Source organism: uncultured Streptococcus sp. (assembly GCF_963536705.1).
Classification (GTDB): domain Bacteria; phylum Bacillota; class Bacilli; order Lactobacillales; family Streptococcaceae; genus Streptococcus.
This window is the reverse complement of sequence record NZ_CAUTAP010000003.1, coordinates 165,745-185,319: the sequence shown is the minus strand read 5'-3', so window position 1 is coordinate 185,319 and position 19,575 is coordinate 165,745. Positions and strand designations below refer to the sequence as shown.

19 protein-coding genes and 1 pseudogene are annotated in these 19,575 nt (G+C 41.7%); 1 reads left to right on the top strand and 19 read right to left on the bottom strand.

Annotated features, from left to right (window positions below; all coding sequences use genetic code 11):
- Positions 1–261: 261 nt before the first annotated feature.
- The 4 genes from RWX26_RS03305 to RWX26_RS03290 are packed head-to-tail and all read right to left on the bottom strand — an operon-like array spanning position 262 to position 2,527.
- Entirely contained in the window at positions 262–948 is a 687-nt protein-coding gene (locus RWX26_RS03305; RefSeq protein ID WP_002912020.1) for a Crp/Fnr family transcriptional regulator, read from the bottom strand.
- A gap of 47 nt (positions 949–995) precedes the next feature.
- Positions 996–1,493, bottom strand: a complete 498-nt coding sequence (locus tag RWX26_RS03300) for a DUF1648 domain-containing protein (RefSeq protein ID WP_002912019.1) — start codon at positions 1,491–1,493, stop codon at positions 996–998.
- Complete coding sequence (locus RWX26_RS03295) at positions 1,480–1,761, bottom strand: autorepressor SdpR family transcription factor (RefSeq protein WP_002900829.1); 282 nt, start codon at positions 1,759–1,761, stop codon at positions 1,480–1,482. The genes RWX26_RS03300 and RWX26_RS03295 overlap by 14 nt, the downstream gene beginning before the upstream one ends.
- The gene (locus RWX26_RS03290) at positions 1,739–2,527 is read right to left on the bottom strand and encodes a YhfC family glutamic-type intramembrane protease (RefSeq protein ID WP_314579132.1); all 789 of its coding nucleotides are present in this window, start codon (positions 2,525–2,527) and stop codon (positions 1,739–1,741) included. Before RWX26_RS03290 ends, RWX26_RS03295 begins: the two co-directional genes overlap by 23 nt.
- A gap of 275 nt (positions 2,528–2,802) precedes the next feature.
- Here RWX26_RS03290 and RWX26_RS03285 point away from each other — a divergent pair.
- Positions 2,803–3,612: pseudogene (locus RWX26_RS03285) on the top strand (transposase).
- Between the two features lie 86 nt (positions 3,613–3,698).
- Here the strand turns inward: RWX26_RS03285 and RWX26_RS03280 are convergent.
- From RWX26_RS03280 to RWX26_RS03210, 15 genes are all read right to left on the bottom strand, one after another.
- Positions 3,699–4,208 carry a hypothetical protein gene (locus RWX26_RS03280; protein ID WP_002906985.1) on the bottom strand — a complete coding sequence of 170 codons (510 nt, stop codon included), beginning with the start codon at positions 4,206–4,208 and terminating at the stop codon, positions 3,699–3,701.
- Positions 4,186–4,473 (bottom strand): autorepressor SdpR family transcription factor, encoded by a 288-nt coding sequence (locus tag RWX26_RS03275; protein ID WP_002897962.1) that lies wholly within the window; start codon positions 4,471–4,473, stop codon positions 4,186–4,188. The genes RWX26_RS03280 and RWX26_RS03275 overlap by 23 nt, the downstream gene beginning before the upstream one ends.
- 202 nt (positions 4,474–4,675) lie before the next feature.
- A complete protein-coding gene (locus RWX26_RS03270) occupies positions 4,676–5,584 on the bottom strand; it encodes a CPBP family intramembrane glutamic endopeptidase (protein ID WP_002897963.1) in 909 nt (302 codons plus the stop codon).
- Positions 5,585–5,712: 128 nt separating this feature from the next.
- Positions 5,713–6,537 carry a CPBP family intramembrane glutamic endopeptidase gene (locus tag RWX26_RS03265; RefSeq protein ID WP_314579126.1) on the bottom strand — a complete coding sequence of 275 codons (825 nt, stop codon included), beginning with the start codon at positions 6,535–6,537 and terminating at the stop codon, positions 5,713–5,715.
- Between the two features lie 27 nt (positions 6,538–6,564).
- Complete coding sequence (locus RWX26_RS03260; protein WP_314579124.1) at positions 6,565–7,416, bottom strand: CPBP family intramembrane glutamic endopeptidase; 852 nt, start codon at positions 7,414–7,416, stop codon at positions 6,565–6,567.
- A 22-nt stretch (positions 7,417–7,438) separates the two neighbouring features.
- Positions 7,439–9,235, bottom strand: a complete 1,797-nt coding sequence (locus tag RWX26_RS03255) for a serine hydrolase domain-containing protein (RefSeq protein WP_314579122.1) — start codon at positions 9,233–9,235, stop codon at positions 7,439–7,441.
- Between the two features lie 314 nt (positions 9,236–9,549).
- A complete protein-coding gene (locus RWX26_RS03250; protein WP_268687941.1) occupies positions 9,550–10,035 on the bottom strand; it encodes a hypothetical protein in 486 nt (161 codons plus the stop codon).
- A gap of 14 nt (positions 10,036–10,049) precedes the next feature.
- Positions 10,050–11,630, bottom strand: a complete 1,581-nt coding sequence (locus RWX26_RS03245) for an ABC transporter ATP-binding protein (protein ID WP_314579119.1) — start codon at positions 11,628–11,630, stop codon at positions 10,050–10,052.
- Positions 11,631–11,895: 265 nt separating this feature from the next.
- A complete protein-coding gene (locus RWX26_RS03240) occupies positions 11,896–12,036 on the bottom strand; it encodes a hypothetical protein (RefSeq protein WP_002897970.1) in 141 nt (46 codons plus the stop codon).
- Positions 12,037–12,245: 209 nt separating this feature from the next.
- Entirely contained in the window at positions 12,246–13,325 is a 1,080-nt protein-coding gene (locus RWX26_RS03235) for a serine hydrolase (protein WP_314579117.1), read from the bottom strand.
- A gap of 135 nt (positions 13,326–13,460) precedes the next feature.
- Positions 13,461–14,066, bottom strand: coding sequence for a superoxide dismutase SodA (gene sodA / locus RWX26_RS03230; RefSeq protein ID WP_002906995.1), 606 nt, complete (start codon positions 14,064–14,066; stop codon positions 13,461–13,463).
- Between the two features lie 62 nt (positions 14,067–14,128).
- A complete protein-coding gene (gene holA / locus RWX26_RS03225; protein ID WP_314579113.1) occupies positions 14,129–15,175 on the bottom strand; it encodes a DNA polymerase III subunit delta in 1,047 nt (348 codons plus the stop codon).
- A gap of 250 nt (positions 15,176–15,425) precedes the next feature.
- Positions 15,426–16,520, bottom strand: a complete 1,095-nt coding sequence (locus tag RWX26_RS03220; RefSeq protein WP_314579110.1) for a DUF805 domain-containing protein — start codon at positions 16,518–16,520, stop codon at positions 15,426–15,428.
- Between the two features lie 124 nt (positions 16,521–16,644).
- The gene (locus RWX26_RS03215; RefSeq protein WP_314579107.1) at positions 16,645–18,885 is read right to left on the bottom strand and encodes a DNA internalization-related competence protein ComEC/Rec2; all 2,241 of its coding nucleotides are present in this window, start codon (positions 18,883–18,885) and stop codon (positions 16,645–16,647) included.
- Positions 18,869–19,549, bottom strand: a complete 681-nt coding sequence (locus RWX26_RS03210; RefSeq protein ID WP_314579104.1) for a helix-hairpin-helix domain-containing protein — start codon at positions 19,547–19,549, stop codon at positions 18,869–18,871. Before RWX26_RS03210 ends, RWX26_RS03215 begins: the two co-directional genes overlap by 17 nt.
- Between the last annotated feature and the right edge of the window lie 26 nt (positions 19,550–19,575).

Below are 19,575 nucleotides of genomic sequence, written 5' to 3'. Positions count from 1 at the left end.
CATCTCCGAGCCCACGAGACACTGAGCGATCTCGTATGCCGTCTTCTGCTTGAATCAAGAAAAAGTCTACATTGCAAATGCCAAATCCTTTGCTTTTTTCTATTTTTATTTTTATAATATTCTTCTTTAAAGCGTTTTCTTTGAATATTTTATGCATTATATTATTTTTGTGAATATTTATTTTTTAAAATAAAATCAATATACGGTTAATATTAGAATATTTTGAATTTATTAAGCAAAAAAGAAGCCAATCAGAACCGATTAGCTTCCAGCAAGGTATTTCATGAAATACTCTTTTTCTTTAAAAGTTAATTTTTTATGTTGGTATTCAATCCGACCTTCATCTAAGAGTTTTTTCAGAACTTGATTGACCGTTTCCCGAGTCGTGGCTCCTAGCTTAGCCAGTTCTTTCATGCTGATAGGAAAGGGCAGGCTATCTCCCACCTTGCACAAATCCATGCAGAGCAGAGACAAGGACTGAACCACACGCTCACTGGCACTGGCCGCTACGACATTGCGCAATCTCAATTCCTGAAATTCCAGGATTTGCGACAGCCGCTTGGTAATAAACAAAAGCTGATCCACACTCTTCTTAGAATATTCTTCAAATAAATCAATAGGAATGGAGAAATATTCGACATTGGTGACAGCGCTGGCTGTGTAATGATAGCACTCATCAAAAAACATACCTCCATAGGGGAAAACACTGTTTTTCTTGACATAATCCATATAAGAAAATGTGTCTGTCGAATCATATTGCTCAATCCGAACATAGCCTTGAGACAAGAGAAAAAGGCGCTCTCGTCGGTCTCCTGCAAAAAAGATAATTTGCCCTTTTGGAATCTTGCGATACTGAATCTCCACAGCCAATTTATCGAAAAGCTCCACTGGCAGATTGACAAAGGCAGGGTGCTGCCGGATAAATTGATAATGCTCCTTGGTAATCATGATAACCCTTTTATTTGATACTTGATACCATTATAGCATAAATCCGCTTACAAATAGAAAATGCTGACTATAAAAGTAAGAAATCCTAACAAAACAAAGAGGTGTGCCCATTTTCTATTCATGGCATTTCTATCAGCTTGTACTTTTTTGGGCAAGTAATTGCCTACAATTATGAAAACCAAAGCAACTAGCATAGTTGCTATTTTACGCACATCAAAACTCTCATTTAAGCCCCGATAAATGGTAGCTAGATACAGCGAAACAAAGGTAAAAGGAAATATCCAGCGAATAAGGTGCTTAAAGGTTCTATTTAAGATATCTTTGGCAATGGTTATCCAGTAAATCATAACTTCTAGTAGCATCATGACAATTGGAAAAGCCGAAACTACTAAAAACTTAGGTAAAAAAGCATTTCCTTTTCCAAATAAGTCAAAGTGAATAGCCAAGTTTTCTGGTAATGTTTGATAGACCCAGATGGCATATAAAACTGGCAAGAGCATGACGCCAAGCGCCCAACCTAATTCTTGTAAACTATTTTTTTTCATTTTCGTTTCCTCCTCCAAGAGATTGAAACCAGGCAAGAATTTCTTCAAAAACAGTGACATCTAAGCTGTAATAAATAAAGTTCTTCTGCTTTTCTTCTATGAGCAGACCGGCTTTCTTTAGCTGAGAGAGGTGGTAGGATACCGTCGCAGGAGTCAGCTCAAAAGCTTGGGCAATTTCCCCTGCAGACTTCGGACCATGCTTGAGCATTTCCAGAATCCCCCTTCGAACTGGGTCAGCTAGAGCTTTAAGCGTTTGACTGATCCCCATGATTAGACCTTTCTTTCAGGTAAACTTTCAAAATTTTCTTGGTCAGAAAGACTAGTGCCACTACCTCTACCAAGAGCAGAGCTTCAACTGCAAGTGGCGGAAGAACGCCTACCTGAGCCAGAGCAGGCGCTAAGTCAATCAGGGCGTGAAGTCCCAGAGCGGCTAAAAAATACACTGGAGCCTTCTCCTTGACCGCTTTCCAAACCCAGAAGGTCAGAAGGATTTGAATGAGAATAGCCAAGATCCGTTCAAAAGCCAAAAGATAGATGCTGCCAGCGTTCATGGAACGGACATTGTCAATAATTGCTTGAGGAATTTGAGCCAGCGTCTGAGCATTCCCCTGAGTTACTACTTGAGCTATAACCCAAAAGTTTAAGAGACTGACAATACCAACAAACAGAGCCTCAATACCACCATGCCCCAAGCCATAGGCTATACCATCCCTAAAGGTCAGTGGGCGCTTCTTTTGCAACCAGTAAAAGATGACCCAGCGGGCTGTTTCTTCAAAAATAGCTGCCGCAGCAATACCATAAAGGACATATAGCCAAGGATTTTCCGTCTGCAAAGCGATAGTTCCATCAGCCTGAGGCTGTAAAACGATACGATGCAAAATATTTTCCAGAACCTGACTAGAAAGATAAAAGCCGACCCCCCCTAAAAGAAAGACTAATAGAGAAATGTGCTTGGTCTTTTTAAAATAAACCAAAGGAACAAGGACTGTCCCTAAAATCAGCAGCATAGCAATCAAGATATGAATGGAAATCATCGTTTTTCTCCTGAACTGTTTAGGTTTTTTTCTAAATGGATTATACACCTTTCCTTTCTTTCTGTCAAATCTATTTTGATTTTTTTCTAAATAGATTTCAATCTAAAATTCATCAAGCTCTACTGCAATAAAAAAATACGCCCAGATTTTCATAGCTCTATAATTTCTGTAGTGGGTAAAACCACTGTAGGAATGATGGAGCCTATTTGTTGTAGAAAAAAAGTCCCATAAGACCTATAATGAAAAGCGACAAAACCATCATTAGAAAGACTCTTATGGAACAGTTCAATTTTATCACAAACTTACTGGGAATAAAAGACCCTAACATCATAATCTTGGATGTTCTAGATGCTGGAACTCATAAAGAAATCATCGCTAAACTGGATTATCCTGCTCCTAAATGCCCTCACTGCCAAGGACAAATGGCTAAATATGACTTCCATAAAGAATCCAAAATACCTTACCTAGAGTGTGCGGGATACAAAACCCTAATTCGGTTAAAGAAACGCCGTTTCCGCTGTAAAGTCTGTAGGAAAGTAGCTGTCGCAGAGACTTCCTTAGTCAAGAAAAACCACCAAATCGCGACCATCGTCAAGCAAAAAATCGCACAAATATAGGGCACTCAAACACTACTGGAAACTCATTCAACAGGATAGCCGTAAACTCAGCCATAAACGTTTTTATCGTCCAACTTTTCGCATGCACTTGACCAGCGGAGAAATTCTAGAAAAACTTCTCTCTTGCTCTCAAGAACTCCGAAAACACTATAAACTCTACCAACTCTTGCTTTTTCATTTTCAAGAGAAAAAACTGAGCATTTCTTTGGACTCATTGAAGATACCATTTCTTATGTAAATCCTATTTTTCAAACTGTTTTTAAGACCTTCTTGAAAAACAAGGATAAGATCCTGAACGCACTGGAACTGCCCTACTCAAACGCAAAATTAGAAGCTACTAACAACCTCATCAAAGTCATCAAGCGAAACGCTTTCGGTTTTCGGAACTTTGACAATTTTAAATCTAGAATCCTTATCGCTTTGAACATCAAAAAGGAGAGGACTGATTTAGTCCTCTCCAGATTATAACTTCTCATCAACCCACTACAGTTGACAAAGAGCCAGAATGAGACTAAACAAAAGCGCACAATCTGTGCACTTTGTTTTCACTTGATTTACAAAAGAAAAAGTCCCACTAGTACGGCTGTCAATCCGACTAGGATAAAGAGGTAGGCTAGCCAACGCGGCGCTGGTTTTTCTTCCACCACCACTTTCTTGGGCATATAATTCCCAGAAATCATAAACATCAAGCCTGAAAAAATCAAGGCAATCTTATTAACATTGAAGTGAGAATCGAGAGCATAGAACAAAATAGAAAGATAGACAATGATATGGGTCAAGGGAACAATCCAAAGGACGAAGCGGGCAAAAGCTGGCTTGGTGATTTCTCGGTAAGCCGTTGCCCCATAAACAATCAGCTGTGCCAAAGTCATAAAGATTGGCAGACCCCAGATAAAGAGAAATTTGGGTACATACTTAAATGTCGGGCTAATCGGCGACGTGAAATTGATCCTAATATTCTCTGGCAAACTAGGATAAATCCATAAGGCATAAGCAAGTGGCAGCCAAATAACCAAGAAAGTCAGCAGCAATTCCCTAAGGTTATTTCTCAGTTTCGTTTTCATTATTTTTCCCTCCTAGCGCGGCAATCCAGACCAAAATTTCCTCAAAAACCGTAGCATCTAAATGGTAGTAAATGTAATTTTTCTGCCGTTCTTCATAGATGAGCCCCGCTTTTTTCAACTGGGACAAATGGTAGGATACCGTCGCTCCCGTCAAATCGAAGACTTGAGCGATTTCACCAGCCGACTTAGGACCTTTTTTTAATATTTCTAATATTTCCCGCCGAACTGGATCAGCTAGGGCTTTCATGGTTTCACTAATTCCCAATTTTGATACCTCTTAAAATTGATTTCTAGCTAAGGACAAACAAAGCAACTAGCTCTAGATAAGTCATGGCTCCTACAAATGTAAGCAAGGCGCTACTCAAACGGACAAGATTTTCTGCCAGCAATCCTCCTAAAACTATTTAGAGAACTTTCAAATTCTTTTCTCCATTATACTGTTTTTGAGGATAAAAGACAAGGAGGGCTTAGCTAAACACTTGCTTTTTCTTGGCTAGATAGGCGGTGAGAAGAGCAGCCAGCGCCATAACGATGACTGCTATCAGCCCGCCTGATAGAGGTTCGCTTGGCGTTCCTGCTAAGAAACTGTTGGCTTGACTGGTCAAAGTCGTCTGTAAGAAACTACCGTGCTGGAGATTGTTGCCCGTCCCAATCACTCCAAAGACACCTAGATAAATCATGTTATTAGCCGCATGCAGCGCTATGACCAGCCAGAGATTGTCCGTCAGTGCAAAAAGGAGGGAAAGGAAAATCCCGGTCAGAAAGACATTGAGGATATAAAGGACGGGCGTTCCACCTTTAAAAATGTGGATAACCGCAAAGAGTAGGGAGTTGAGCAGGACAGCCGGTAGCAAGTCCAGCTTGGTGCGGAGTTTGTTCATGACAAAGCCGCGGTAAATCATCTCTTCAGCCAGCGCCTGAAAGAAGAAATTGACCAGGAAAAAGAGCCAAATTCCTAGATTGAACTGCTTTTCGACTTGAATGTGGAGCTGTCCGCCGAGCAGATTGAAGCCCACAGCCAGAAGGACTAAGAAGAAACCCAGTGCTGTACCAAGCAGCAGATTGAACCCTAATTTTTCCTTCCAAAGTCCAAAACTGGCAAGGCTGCGCCGCTCCCAAAATTTAGCGACGAAGAGAATGATGAGTAAACTGCTACCTAAAAAGACGGATAAAGAAACGATGCCTATCAGTAAGCGATTGGCGTCCGTCATGCTCGGCAGCAAGAGCCATTGGGACAAAGCTCCGCTGATGAGGCTTCCCGCAGCAATCGCAAGAAAAGCCAGCGGCAGGCTCAGCCACCAATTTTTTGCCCCTGCTTCTTCTTGCAAGATTTCCAGACTAGAGCGATGGGCTGTCTTTTGATAAGTATGTGTCATGTGTGACCTCCTTAAGGTGTATTTTCCCCTACACCCTTATCCTAACAAAAGAAGTACACCAAATCAATCTCTTTTTGGTAAGTGGTTAGATTGCGCTAGTAAGTGGTAGAAAAATCACCTAAAAAATATTAAGAAATCCCCTGCTGACTTTCTCTCTCTTCGCGCTTGGTCAGCCAAACGGCAATGACAAGAGCAATGAGAGCGCTAAAAAGTCCAGTTGGACCAGGACCAAGGAATTTAAACGTTTCTACCCCACTAACAGTGAAAACGGTAGTTATCATGGCAACGGCATCAATGACCCCATGTCCAAAGGCTGGCAGCCAAATGGTTTTGCTACGTACATAGTAAATATCAAGGATAATCCCAAAAGAAATAGCCATGATATAATAGGGAATTAAATTTAAGAAACGCTCACCCAGCGTCCCTGCTCCAATCATATTGACAGGAAAATGCCAAATAGCCCAGATGAGACCACCAATGATGCGTCCCTTAGTCCGTCCGTAGCGCTCTTTCAAATAAGGATAGAGAATACCCCGCCAGCCAACTTCCTCGCCCAAGCCAGAAAGACTGATGGCTAGAGTTAAGACCGTAAGAATCATTAAAATTTGAAGAGCGACTTGTGGGTTCAGGGCAAAAGCCAAATGCTGCGGAAAGACAGCAAAATAGACAAGTGCGCCGCCAAGTATAATGCTACAAATGGCGAACCAGCAGGCTAGGTAATCGCGCCATTTACTGGCGAGCTTCAATTTCCAGCCGATAGACTTGACAGGAGCTTTAGCCAAAAAAGCAGCCACCATAGGGGCGAACATTACCACACTTGCGGATAAAATGTTACCGACAAGTTTCTGATTGTTCGCATAAAAGTAAGCTATGGCTAGCATACCTGGCCAAGCGAGCCCAAACGCCCAAGCTAGAAACCTTTTAATGGTTGAAGTTGAAATTGTGTTTTGCATATAAAATGCTCCTTTCTTTTTTCAATTCTAGTTTTCTTTCGCCTCCCGCTTGGTTAGCCAAGTAACCACTACAATGGCTAGTAAGCCTACAAATAGCCCATTGGCTCCAGGCCCGAGATAGGCAAGAGGTTTGACATTTCCTGCGACCAACAAAGAAGTCAGGGGGCCAAGTGTATCAATAGTGGAGTGACCAAAAGCAGGCAACCAAATGGTTTTGCTTTTTACATAATAAATATCTAACAAGAAGCCCATAGTAATCGCCATAATATAGTAAGAAAAGATATAGAGAATGGTGTCTAGTGATAATTTGTCCGCAAACAGTAACATAGGTAAATGCCACGAAGCCCAAATCAGACCACCGATAAAGCGACCCTTCGTCCGACCGTAGCGCTCCTTAAGATAAGGATAAAGCACACCCCGCCAGCCTAACTCTTCACCTAAAGCTGGAATGATACAAAGTAAATTTATCCACGTTAGAAAATTAAAGACATACTGCCAAACCGTGGATTGAACTAGAGCTGGATTGCTAGTTCCAATGCTTTTAGCAAGCAGGCTAAAGGCTAGTGAAAAGTGCTGGGGAAAAATGCTAAAATAAACTACCGCACCAAAGATAGCATAAAAGGCAATCCAGAGCCAGACTGCAGCATAGGACTTCCACTTTTTGCTCAGATTAGGTCGCCAACCGGCCTCTTTAATGGGAGCTTTGGAAATAAGAGCCGCGATACTCGGCGCAAACATAGCGGAAATAGAGAAGACCGAGGCTATGACGTTTTGTTTTTGCTGAGAGAAATAACATAAGAAGATCATAAGAAACCAACCTATGCCATAAGCCCAGATGAGAAATTTTTTAATAGTTGAAGTTGAAATGGAAGTCTGCATGTGAAATGCTCCTTTCTGTTATTTATAAAGCCCACCACTGGTAAAGGCTCCAATAAAGGATATTGAGAACGACGATAAGTGAAGCGCTGCTGGTCAAGTAGGTCAAGATTTTTCGACCCTTGCTCACTTGGAATTTTGAACGCAGAAAGATTGGCAACCCAGCATTGACTAAGAAAATCAGTGCAAGCAGGGCAAAGAGAATGGCTTGCCAGCGATAATCGGGCATGTACTTGCCCGAAACGGCAACGATGACGAGACCTGCTAGATTGACTAGGCTAACCAAAATCAGTCCGCAAGTGCCATAATGCCAAATTTTCCAACTTCTTGGAGTCGGTCTTTTGCTTTCTTTTCCAAAAAGTGAGCGATATATCTTGCTCAAAGCAGCTAACAGAAGAACAAGTACGGCATAAACCGATGCCAGTCCCAGCAGAGCGACAGAGCCATAATCCTTTATCACCTCCCAAAGCGAGAGCTTTTCTAAATTATTATAGGTTGTTTCAACTTCTGTTCGGCCTTGGCGCTGTTGCAAAAGCCAATAGTTGCTGACTAATAAATGACCGTCTTTTATCACATCTTTCACATAAAAGGTATAAGCGGGGGCAAGGCGCGAAATAGAGGTCGGGCCTTGCTGAATGGAGCGAGAAGTTCGATACATGCCCTCCTGAAAGTCTTTTTGAGACTGGCTAGGGGCTTGCTTTTTCTTACCAAAGACCAAATCGGGTAGACCAAAAGAATAGGTGGCTTCTTCTCTCTGATTTACCATAGTAACCATGCCAATACCCGATTTGAAATCTAGCGAAATCAGGGTGGAAAAACCGGCAAAAGAATGACCGCCGTGCCCTAAAATAGAGCCTATCTCATACTCTGTCACCCAAAAGCCGTGGGCATTCTTAGCGACTGCTTTATCTGAGAATGTAGAAGTTGTCTGATACAGTTCATTCCAGGTTTCTGGGCGCTTAAAGAGCTTTTCCTTTCTCAAAAGAGCTTGCGCGAACCGCTTGAAATCGGCAAAAGTCCCTGTCGCCTGCCCCGCTGGATAAATATCCGCGGGAAGCAATTTATCTAGATATAAACTTCCGTTTGTATCATAGGTTTTCTCACCCAGCCGCTTGTCTCGGACATAGGTATTGTCCGACAAATCAGGTAAGAGAGCGGTATGGTTCATGCCCAAAGGCTGGAAAATATGCTCGTGGACATAATCCGCAAAGTCCTGTCCGCTGATGCGCTCCACGATATAGCCTGCTAGAGCTGTACTGTAATTGGAATAGGATGTCACCGTCCCTGGCTCATAAGTTTGAGCGGGCTGGCTTTTTAGTAATTCTTCCAAGCTCTTGCCTGTTCCTGTGTTCAGCGGCGTTTCATCAAAACCCGCTTGGTGGTTCATCAGATCCAGCATGGTAATGGGCTTGTCGTATTTGAGGTGTTTCAGGAAATCCTTGGGCAAATACTCTTTTATATCTGTTTTTAGGTCAATTTTTCCTTCTTCCCAGAGCTGCATGACGCTGAGCCAGACGGTCAATTTGGTGGCAGAGCCCCACTCAAAAACCGAGTTGTCGTCCACAGCCAGCTTCTTTTCCTTGTCCATATAGCCAAAGTTCTTTTGGTAAATGGTTTGGCCGTCCTTATCAAAGACTGCTGCCGCCAGTCCCGCGCTGGTTTTTTCGTGTTCCTTGTGGAAATTTTCAATTTTCTGACCGATTTGGTCATAAGGCGTGCCCGACGGCAACTTTTGCTGGTCAGCTCGAACCTGCGCTGCTCCAAAAGCGAGCAAGCCACACGTTACCAGCGCCACAGCGCTTTTCAAAAATGATGTTTTCATGATGATCTCCAATCATTATTTTCTATATTTTCTTCACTTAAAAAGGAAAAAGAAAGAGTAAACTGAGTAGACCGAGAAGGAGCCAGATCCAGCCAAAGATAAAGAATAAAAGCATTTTAACAAAAGTAAAAATATGAAACATGATTTTCTCCTTTCCTAATTTTCTATATTTCCTTCACTTAAAAAAGAAAAAGAAAGAGTAAACTGAGTAGACCGAGAAGGAGCCAGATCCAGCCAAAGATAAAGAATAAAAGCATTTTAACAAAAGTAAAAATATGAAACATGATTTTCTCCTTTCCTATCAGATTGCTATTTTAAAAGAGGAAGAGGCTGACCAGAAAAAGGATTGAGCTGATGCCACTGAAGATATAAGCTAAAACGCGTGGAGCCGGCTCTTGGTCTGCCACTATTTTTCTCGTGAGAAAGTAGCTGACAGCATTAAGGCTGATTGCCACCATAATCCCATTGACCTTAAATATCGGAAAAGCCGGATTGAGCGCATAAAGAAGAACGCTGATATAAACTACGGCATTGATAAAGGGAACCAGCCAGTAAAGGAAATGGACAAATTGCTTGTCGATAATCTCCTTAATAGTCGTCGTGTAGCAAACAATCAGTTGAATTACACTCAAGAGAACTGGCAAAAACCAGATAAAGATTTGCTTGGGCATGCCTAGACCGCTATAGGGCAAATTCCCTCTGATTAGCTGAGGTAGGTCTGCATAGATTGACAAAGCGTAGATAAGCGGTAGCCAAATAGCGATAAGGCTTGCCACTAATTCTTTCCATTTTAATTTCATTTTCTTTCCTCCTTTTATAATTCCAGACAGTCATCAAAGCGGTCTAAGAGTGCCCTGCCTTGATTATGAGTAATAACGATAACAATGCGGTCCTTGATGGACAAGATATAGTCCATGACTTCCGCCGCCAAGCTCGGGTCAAGATTACTGGTCGGCTCATCAAAAATCAGCACATCATAATCCTTAACCAAGAAACGCGCCAAATCAATCCGCTGCTTTTCACCATAGGAAACTTCCTGCCGCTCCAAATCCAGCTTCTTGCTCAAGAAAGCCTCATTAAAATGCATACTTTGGTACAAGAAAGTTTGGTCAGGTGCATTTATATCTCTGTATAGCGCGATATTGTCCGCCACACTTCCCTCGATAAAAAAGTCATTCTTTTGGATAAAGGCGATTTTCTGATAGAGACTGTCGCTTGCTAGCTGGCTGACCGCTTGACTATTGACCATGATTTGACCAGCGTAGTCCTTGCTATCAAAATAATTGAGCAAGAGCTTCATCAAGGTCGACTTGCCCCGACCAGACTCGCCGATAATAGCATAGTGCTTGTCCTTGGCAAACTGATAAGAAAAATCCTGAAAGAGAGCCTTGTCGCCCAACTCCAGACCGAGATGTTCAAAATCAATCCGATCAATCGTTTCGGTCAGATTTTGAGCGGGCTCCGCTTCTTTCTTAGCCAACTTAGCATCAAAATCATTCTCAATATCCTTGACCGTGCTCATGAGATTTTTGTTATTGATAAAAAGCTGCAAAGGAGTGAAGACAAAGTTCAAAAGCTGAACACTGGCAATCAAAGCCCCAATGGTCAGAGACCCTTGGCTGACAAACCAAATCCCCAGAGACATACAAAATATCTGAGACAGAAAGCTAAAGAACATCATTAGAGTCACAGCGCCCTCCTTAGCCGCATTATAGCTTTTTCTGGCTTGCTCAAAGTCGCTGTTGCTGCTAGACAGGTGCTCAACCACCCTTTTTTGGATTTGCAAAAGTTTGATTTGCTCAAAGCCTTCCAAAAAATTGGTGACTTGCTTCAAAAAGTAATTGCTTTTCTGAGTGAAATTCGCTGTCGCCTTGCGCATCAATATCCCTGGAATTTGTGACGCAGCCATGGTCAAAAAAGAAATGAGAATAAAGCCCAGAGCCATGCGCCATTCAATCCAAAAAATAGCCAGTGTACTGATAAAAACTGAAGAAAAGGCAGCCACAATATCACAGCGCGGGGTCAAGTAATTCTCTTGGTAAATATCCATATTCTTGGTCGTTGTGTTGAGATAGCTATTTTCCTGCTCGGAAGCCTTGTCATGCAAATTCTTGTCATAAAAAGAATGGAAAAGCCTCGTTTTGACTTCTTCCAAGACTTGCTTATTATGATTGTTCTTGAACCAAATAGCCAGCAAGCTGCAAAGAGACCAAGCACAAGTGCAAAAAAGGCAGATAAAGAATTGTCCAAGCAAGTTAGAATGATCCTTCTGCGCACTGTCCACAACAACTCCCAGCTGCAAAGAAAACAAAGTGATAAAAATCGTTGCTCCAATGCTAAAGATAGTCGCACCCAGATAAGAAGCGCGGTATTTCCGTAAAATTTCTTTCAACATTTAATTTTTCCTTCCAATTTTCGTCTATTTTTGAAAACGATCCAAGACGGGATTGCCCAGCAGACGGATAAAACCGTGAGCAAGCCTATAAGCAATAAAAATAATCCTCTTTTCATCTTTTCTCCTTTATCTATCTATTTAGAAAATTTTCTAAATAAAGAGTACGAAACGAAGCAATCTAATCCTTCTTAGGTATTTCGATTTGTTTCTAAATACTCTGGATTAAAAAATCTAGTCTAGAAAAACTAGATTGCCTATTTTGTATTTAAAAATGTTTTTGATTGGATATTTTTTGCAGGTCGTCCTTATTTTTATAGAGCACCCAGGAAAAAACAGCCAGCCAAATGGATAGACCCGTCACTAGACCTACTACGGTTAGTAGGATTGAGTTTCTTGCTTTCTTCATTTTTCCTCCTTTTGAGTAGAGAAATTTAGAATTTTTTCTAAATAGCTTTTATAAAAAATTGCTCAGTGACTAATTAAACAGAGCAGAATGAAGTAATTAGAACATCTTCTAAATAGATTGTAACACTTCTCTTTCAAAAAAGCAAGAGGTATTTTGATTTTTTTCTAAATAGCTATCAAAAAATCTAGCCTGTCTAGACTAGATTGCTCTTAGTTCATATTAACCCGATGCCATTCATTGATGACGTAGGCTAACTGACCAACTTGCTCAATTCCGACACCACTGATCTCATCACTGGCCTCGGTGCTACCACCTAAATAAGCCGTATAGAGAGCTATAATATAGGGCTTCTCTTCCATAACTAATGCATCCACATTGAGCGCCTCACGAACATATCCAGGCTTTTGATAGATGGTAATGTCACGCAGATAGCGCTTATAGTATTCACCTGGGAAGGATTCGCCTATATAATAAAGGATATCCTTGTACTTTTCCTGATTTTTAGACAAATACTCAAGGACCTGAATATAGTAGTCGGTCGTGGTCTTATTATTCTCACGGCTGATCGTCTTAATATCAGCCTTGGACTGACCGTAGCGACTAAACATATCATAGGCCTTTTCCATGCCGCCTAGACGCTCTGCTAAAGCGTAGGCTGGAGTATTTTCAGAATAAACCAAGGAATATTCCTGCATGTCTGATATTCTCATAGCACCGTTGAAAGCACCAACATAGTTATCATGCTCGCCCCTATATTCATAGTTTGTATTGGTAATATCAAACCGCTCGTCCATAGAAAGTTTGCCGGCAGCAACCTCATCTACTACCAGCATATTGAGAGGGAGCTTGTAGGTCGATCCCGCAGTCATAGGCTGGGTATCATTCATTGCAAAGGTCTTGCCAGTCGTCAAATCCTTATATGAAAATGCAACCTGGGAGGGTTCAATTCCCATTTCAGTCATATAAGCCTGAATGACCTGAGTCAAATCCAAATTTGCATAGTCAAATCGAAGTCCTAAAGCATTCATAGTCGGGCCGTCCGCCTCCATGACCTTCTGCTTCTCCTCTGGACTTTTTTCAACTGGCTTGGGCTTTTCTTCAACTGGTTTGGAATCAGGCTTGACTTTCTCCTCCTCCTGTTCTTGCTCGCTAGATGTTGCAAGTTGGGCAGCCTCTTGTGCTTTCTTTTCAATAGACTTATTTCGTTCGGTTATAAAAAGGACGATGAAGCCCAGCAGACAAATACAAGAAACTACAGCTACGATAATCGTTACAATTTTTTTACTCAAAACATTTCTCCTAGCATTTGTATTATAAAAAATTATGAGGAAAATAACAAGTGAAATCCAGAAAAAAGGTATTTTAAGCATTAAAAAAGGCAAATCTTTAAACAATTCACCTTTTTATATATTGAAACTGCCTGTTTATTTCGCAGCTGCGTAAAGTTGGTCAACCTTTTTCCAGTTAATAACTGAGAAGAAAGCTTGAATGTAGTTCGGACGAAGATTGCGGTATTTCACATAGTAAGCATGTTCCCAAACATCCAGTCCCAAGATTGGAGTTTTGCCTTCTGAAATAGGAGTATCCTGATTTGCTGTTGAGGTCACCTCCAACTTGCCTTCTTTATTGACAACCAACCAAGCCCAGCCAGAACCAAAACGAGTTGTAGCCGCTGCAGTGAAAGCCGCTTTAAAGTCTTCAAATGATCCAAAAGTAGCTTCAATATCTGCTGCCAATTCTGCAGATGGTGATGTTTCAGCTGGTGTCATCAACTCCCAGAAAAGAGCGTGGTTAAGATGACCACCACCATTGTTGATGACTGCCTGACGGATATCAGCTGGAATAGACTCCACATCAGCCAATAATTTTTCCAAGTCTTCACCGATTTCAGGATGCTTTTCAAGCGCAGCATTAACATTCGTTACATAGGTATTGTGGTGCTTGTCATGATGCAAGTGCATTGTTTCTTCATCAATGTAAGGCTCCAAAGCATCGTAAGCGTAAGGAAGATCAGGTAAGATAATTGCCATTTGATAGACCTCTTTTTCTATATGATTATAAAAATGATAACGCAATCATTAGAATTTTTCAACTATTTTGCTTGTAGCTCACCCGTCGCAATCTTGAGCAGAGCCAAATCAAACAGGTAATCTTTATCATACAGCCCCGACTTAATCTGAAAATCCGTTTCAATCAAACAGGCCATAGTCTTTTTAAGAAAGGCTAAACTCAGTGAGCGAGCATCCTTTAAGGCAAACTTGACTTGATAAGGATTGACCTTGCGGCCTAGATAGTCGGACAAATCAGACACAATCTGACTCTCAGCTCTGCCATTTTCCGCTAAAACCTTAACCTGCGTAAAGATACGAAACTGCCCCAGCATAATGGCAATAAGCTTGATTTCATCCTCACCTTGAAGAGTCAAATCTCGGACCAAGCTTCTGGCCTCATCAATCTTCTGCTGCAAAATAAGCTGGGTCAGGTCAAAAATATTGTCCTGAAGAGTCTTGGGAATAGCTTCGGCAATGTCTTCTAAACCAATCTGACCGGACTCTTTATATCCTTTCAGAAAGGCTAAATTTTTACTGACTTCACTGAACTGAAAACCTGATTTCAGCAGCAACTGATCGAAAGCTGTCGGAGCAAATTGTAAGCCTTCTACCTGCGCTTCCTTGCTGAAATATGCCCGTAGATCTGCTTCCTTGAGTTCTGCAGCCTCAAAAATTTTCCCGTCCCGTTTCAGCAGTTTGACCAGACGGCGCTTACTATCCAGTTTGCCTTCTGCAAAGATAACCAGACGAGTCGTATCTGCTGGATTTTCCAGATAATTTTCAAAAGATTTAAGTTCTTCATCAGTCAGATAGCGCTTCTTGGCTGTTGTCAAATCAGCAAAATGGTCCAAAATTACGATTTTTTCATCCGCAAAAAAAGGCAGACTGACCAAGTCCAACTTCACATCCTGATAGTTTGCTTCTTTCATATCGAAAATAGCAGTGTTCAAATCGCCCGGTTGAAACTGAATCTGGCGGAGAAACTGCTCCTTCAACAATTCAAACTGCCCCAAGTCATCTCCAGCCAAAATGGTCAAAGCAGGAAGGTTACTTGGCGTGATTTTTTTAATTTCCTCAATAGCTAACACCGAAAGTCTCCCCTGCTTTATATTTCTTGTCAATTTTTTTCATGTATTGATTGTAACAAAAAAGAGGCCGAAAGTCTGCTATTTTCTTTGCAAACAAAATCTAATTTTTGAATAGATCTGCTATATAAATAGAAACTGTTACTAGCTTCATTCTTCTTTGTTTTAAAAAACTATCAATGTCCAGTTCTGTTCAAGATTTTCTGCAAGCGATAGAACAAAAAGAGCTGGAAAAATTCCAACTCTTCTTTGTTTATTCTTGATTTTCAGTTGCATCATCTACACTGTTTTCAGCTGGAGTAGAAGCCTGCTCCTCTTGAACTGATGAAACAAAAGGATTATCTTGAACAGGTGCTTGAGTTCCAAAATCCTGAGGTGTTGACTGCTCAGGTGTTTCAGCAGTAAATGGATTTTGAACTGGTTCTGCTTGCTCCACTGCCTGGCTTTGATCAGAAACAGGTTGTTGTGGCTGTTGACCAAACTGCTGTTCTTGGAAGCCACCTTGCTGTGGTTGTTGGCCAAATGGTTGGTTTTGGACAGGTTGCTGTGGTTGCTGACCAAATTGCTGACCTTGGAAACCACCTTGCTGTGGCTGTTGACCAAATGGTTGATTTTGAACTGGTTGTTGTGACTGACCAAACTGTTGTCCTTGGAAACCACCTTGCTGTGGCTGTTGACCAAATGGTTGATTTTGAACTGGTTGTTGTGACTGACCAAATTGCTGACCTTGGGAACCACCTTGCTGTGGTTGTTGGCCAAACTGTTGACCTTGGAAACCGCCTTGTTGCGGTTGTTTTTCATAGTTCAAACCTTGATTGTATGGCTGTTGGCCAAACTGCTGACCTTGGAAGTTTTGCTGACCAAATTGCTGACCGTATGAATTGTTAGCCAACTCAGGCTTAGAACCTTGGCAAAGCAAAACAATCAAAGCAATACCACATGGAAGAGATACTAATACTGTAATAATATTTAGAACCGGAATAAATGATAGTAAAAAAGGACCAACATACAGGAAAAGAAAAGCCCAATGATAACCAGCATCACGTAAACGACGGACAATGATAGCCAAATTAGGTACAAAAGTCGCCAGAGCATAGAGAATTAAGATGAAAATAAAGATTACAGCGAATCCTGCTCCAGCCAAGATTGCTGATGAATCTGGTTCATACCCATAAGTTGCGTCTTGAGCTGCTGAAAGAATACTTCCTAAAGCAGATACCCAAAAAATGATAACTAGCGGTGCGGTAACAATAATATGGCACAAAACTACCCACCAATAGTCTGATCGACTTGAACGACCTGAAAAATCAGCATAGTGTGTCCAGAATTTTTTATATGCAGCAAACATAGAATTCTCCTCTATAATTTTTTATACCCATTATCTTATCACAAATGCATAAATAAATCAATATGACTTCCTGACTGAAGCTAAGCAGTCTACAAAGTATGAGTTGGCATCTTTAGCGCAGCTATCAATGAACTGTTTCAATCCTCCAGGAATTCCAACCAGTCAACCGAATGGCTCCCTGCTGGTCAGTCCGATAGATGGCTGTATTAAACTTCTCAAATCTTTGCAAAGTTTCCTGATGCGGATGTCGATAACGATTATTCTGGCCAGCTGATATCAAGGCCAGTTTCGGCTGAATTTGTTCTAAAAACTCTGGACTAGAAGAGCCTTTGGAACCATGGTGACCTGCTTTTAAGACATCTGCTTTCAGCTGAGGGAATCGCTGCAGCAGTTCAGTTTCGCCTTGCTCCTCCAAATCTCCTGTAAACAAAAATTTTGTCTGAAAGAACTCCCCGTAGAGCACAATCGAATCATCATTTCCACCATCGCCTGTCCCGCTGGGATAGAGAACCTGCAAAGCTGAGTCAAATACCGGAATCTCATCTCCTACTTCTACGACATGGACAGAAGTTCTTATCTGCTCCAGTTTTTTCACAAAATCAGGCTGAGTCAGACTTCCTTTAGAAACGTAAATTTCCTTGATAGAAAAATGCTTGGCTACCTCCAGCATATCTCCCATATGGTCGGTATCAGTGTGAGTCAAAACCAATACGTCCACCCTATCAACACCACGGCTTTTGAGATAGGGAATCAAGGTCTTTTCTGCATTGGATGAAGTCTGTCTCTCCTGCCACTTCTCTTTCTTTCCTATCTCAACTCGTCCTCCTACGTCAATCAAAATCGTCCTGCCCTGCCAGTCCCTGAGAAAAATGCTATCTCCCTGACCAATATCCACTACTGTAATCTCATTTTGCAGCGGATGCTTAGTCAAGAAAAATAAGAGAAGAGCTAAGAAACTAAAAGACAAAAGCCGGCTTTTCTTTCTCCGAAAGTCATAGATTAAAGCCAAAACCAAAAGCAGAGAGACCAGTAACCAGAGGTTGGGCTTCCCAAAAATCAAAGGACGCGGAGCAAAATCAGCTACCCAACGAATCACATCTTCAAGTATCTGAAAGAAAAAATTGACTTGAGTGATTTTTATCATTGGTGACAAAATAAAAATGAGGGTTAAGCCTGGCAGCATCAGCAGGTCAAACAGAATAGAAAATAGAAAAGTCAGAAGTACGGACCAGGGCTGAAATTCAGAAAAATAGTAGATTAGTATAGGCAAAATTCCCAATGAAATAGTCAGACTTTCCGCCAAAAGCTTCCGAATCGGCGGCAACTTTTCAAAATCCATCATAGAAATCAAAAAAGCATAGGCGCAGGACAAGACACCGCCTGCTGTCAGAAGAAAATTGGGCATGAGGATAAAGAGAAGCATCAGTGTCAGAGCAAAATTATCTAATCTGGTCAGTCCTTGCTGGGCCAACAACTTCTGAACTAAGCTTCTGACTACTGAAACAGAAAAGCCTGTCAGTCCAGCATAAATAAATGAAAAAGGCAGCTGCAAGGCGTTTACTGTCTCCCTCTTCATCCCCAAACGTAGAAGAATTCTGCGAAAGCCATCCAAAAAGAAACCTACCTGCATACCAGACAAGGCAAACAAATGGATGATACCCAAGCTAGAATAGAGGCCACTCATTTCCGCAAACTCCGTATCCAAGTCACCAAATAAGAGTCCAGTCATGTAATGGCTCATTGGACTAGGAAAATTATTCCGAATATAGACCAAGGCTTTTCGGCGCCAGACAGATAGCCAATCCAGTGGATTCAGGCTGGAATTTGGCCTTATTGACTGAATCTTATTGATTTTTAAGGTACGGTAAATCCCCTGAGTCTTTAAATAAGCCTGGTAGTCAAATCCCGAAAAATTTCGTTGTTGCTGGGCCTGTTCAAACTCTGCTTCCATATCAAGGACGACCAAATCTGTCAGTTGCTGAAAATCTTCCTTTTCACTGGCTGATTTGATCTTGTAGAAGACCTGATAAAGCCGACCGTCCGTTCGCCCTCGAAAGGATAGGGAATCTCCATTGACTTTGATCGTATCCGGCAAGAACTGAACCGAGCTAGCTGAAGGAGGTTCCCGCCTAATGGCCTGCTCTGCCATTTCCCGGCGAAGCAAGAAAAAGAGGACAAAAAGGGACAGGAATGCCAAAGCAGCTAGACTTTTTTTGAGGGGATAGCTGAAAAAGAGACGAAGCAGAAGGACACCTAGCCCAAAATAAGCCAAGGAACTGCCAGAGTAGACTGCAAAATAGGCCCATACAAGGATGAAAGCTAGAAAGATAGGGGTGAGGGGTAGCTTTTTAATCCACTGTGACATATTCTTTCAGCTTTTCTAAGGTCTTATCTCCAATCCCTGACACTTTTTTCAGATCATCTACTGACTTGAAGCGGCCATTGCTTTCGCGATAGGCGATGATGTCTGAAGCCCGCTTCTGTCCGATGCCTGAAATAGTCTGCAATTCAGCCTCTGTCGCCGTATTTAGATTGACCTTGTCTGGCTTTCCACTACTGGCACCAACAGAATCGGTAGCTCCTGCTTGATGCTGGCCAGTCTGTGTGACATCAGCTCCTTCTTCACCAATCTTTGCCACATAGATTACTGCTTCATCCGTTAATTTTTGCGCCTGATTGATGGACTTAGCTTCGGCATCTGCTGTCAATCCGCCAGCTTTTTGGATGGCTTCATGGACTCTCGCTCCCGCTCTCAGCTCATAGACACCAGGATTCTTAACTGCGCCTTTAATATCCACAGTAACTTGCTCGCTCTCCTCTTCGTCCGCCTTAGCCTTAGAAAGAACTTTTTCGCTTTCTTCATCAGCTGAGCTGGATGAGGAAGTTATTTCTTGGCTCAAGGCGGCTACCTGATTTTGTGGCTGGTGATTTCCTTTGATGAGGAAAAAACCACCTAGCACAGCGCCAACTACTGCCAGACCGATAAAGAGCTTGTATTCTTTAAGCTTTTCAATGATTTTTTCAAGCATATTTTTCTCCTTTGTCTTTTTATTCG

Excerpts from the sequence above, each read along its gene's own strand:
- RWX26_RS03300 (WP_002912019.1), bottom strand. The coding sequence starts at position 1,493 with ATGAAAAAAAATAGTTTACAAGAATTAGGTTGGGCGCTTGGCGTCATG.
- RWX26_RS03270 (WP_002897963.1), bottom strand. The coding sequence starts at position 5,584 with ATGACACATACTTATCAAAAGACAGCCCATCGCTCTAGTCTGGAAATC.
- RWX26_RS03240 (WP_002897970.1), bottom strand. The coding sequence starts at position 12,036 with ATGAAGAAAGCAAGAAACTCAATCCTACTAACCGTAGTAGGTCTAGTG.
- sodA (WP_002906995.1), bottom strand. The coding sequence starts at position 14,066 with ATGGCAATTATCTTACCTGATCTTCCTTACGCTTACGATGCTTTGGAG.
- RWX26_RS03255 (WP_314579122.1), bottom strand. The coding sequence starts at position 9,235 with ATGAAAACATCATTTTTGAAAAGCGCTGTGGCGCTGGTAACGTGTGGC.
- RWX26_RS03305 (WP_002912020.1), bottom strand. The coding sequence starts at position 948 with ATGATTACCAAGGAGCATTATCAATTTATCCGGCAGCACCCTGCCTTT.
- RWX26_RS03210 (WP_314579104.1), bottom strand. The coding sequence starts at position 19,549 with ATGCTTGAAAAAATCATTGAAAAGCTTAAAGAATACAAGCTCTTTATC.
- RWX26_RS03220 (WP_314579110.1), bottom strand. The coding sequence starts at position 16,520 with ATGTTTGCTGCATATAAAAAATTCTGGACACACTATGCTGATTTTTCA.
- RWX26_RS03250 (WP_268687941.1), bottom strand. The coding sequence starts at position 10,035 with ATGAAATTAAAATGGAAAGAATTAGTGGCAAGCCTTATCGCTATTTGG.
- RWX26_RS03295 (WP_002900829.1), bottom strand. The coding sequence starts at position 1,761 with ATGGGGATCAGTCAAACGCTTAAAGCTCTAGCTGACCCAGTTCGAAGG.
- RWX26_RS03280 (WP_002906985.1), bottom strand. The coding sequence starts at position 4,208 with ATGAAAACGAAACTGAGAAATAACCTTAGGGAATTGCTGCTGACTTTC.
- RWX26_RS03215 (WP_314579107.1), bottom strand. The coding sequence starts at position 18,885 with ATGTCACAGTGGATTAAAAAGCTACCCCTCACCCCTATCTTTCTAGCT.
- RWX26_RS03290 (WP_314579132.1), bottom strand. The coding sequence starts at position 2,527 with ATGATTTCCATTCATATCTTGATTGCTATGCTGCTGATTTTAGGGACA.
- RWX26_RS03265 (WP_314579126.1), bottom strand. The coding sequence starts at position 6,537 with ATGCAAAACACAATTTCAACTTCAACCATTAAAAGGTTTCTAGCTTGG.
- RWX26_RS03245 (WP_314579119.1), bottom strand. The coding sequence starts at position 11,630 with ATGTTGAAAGAAATTTTACGGAAATACCGCGCTTCTTATCTGGGTGCG.
- RWX26_RS03260 (WP_314579124.1), bottom strand. The coding sequence starts at position 7,416 with ATGCAGACTTCCATTTCAACTTCAACTATTAAAAAATTTCTCATCTGG.